Genomic DNA, 468 nt, shown 5'->3' with positions numbered 1-468 from the left:
CGGGAAGTAACTGATGGCGAGGATACCGAGCATCAACAGCGCGCGCCCGGGGAACTCGATTCGTCCGAACACGTAGCCTGCGAGGCTCTCGACGATGAGGACGATAACTGTCGTCGTGGTGGCTAGCACGAAGCTATTCAGCACGTACAGGTGGAACGGGACCTGCTCGAAGACGGTAACGAACGCTGTCGGATTGAATCCCTTCGGAACGGGGAGCGGAAACGTACCGCTGACGCCGAACAGCTCGACAGTTGGGAGGAAACTCCCGGACAGCAGGTTCCCTTGCGGCGTCACCGCGAGGACGAGTAACCAGTAGAACGGGAATACTGTCGTGACCATGAAAAACGCCATCGCGACGTAGATCAACGCTCGATACACACGTCGTGGGTTGTGGATCGCATTCCGCGCCCACCGTGCGAGCGGTCCGGTGTCGTCTGATGTGCCGTCGGTTTCGCTGGACATTATATC

Annotated in this window: 1 pseudogene; it reads right to left on the bottom strand. The window is 58.8% G+C overall.

The features are described 5' to 3' along the window. Positions 1-462, bottom strand: a pseudogene (locus tag DVK00_RS20870) (carbohydrate ABC transporter permease); the annotation flags it as partial. Positions 463-468: the final 6 nt, after the last annotated feature.

The organism is Haloarcula sp. Atlit-47R (assembly GCF_003665985.1).
GTDB classification, from domain to species: domain Archaea; phylum Halobacteriota; class Halobacteria; order Halobacteriales; family Haloarculaceae; genus Haloarcula; species Haloarcula taiwanensis.
The sequence above is the reverse complement of the archived record's forward strand: the minus strand, read 5'-3'. Positions and strand labels throughout refer to the sequence as shown.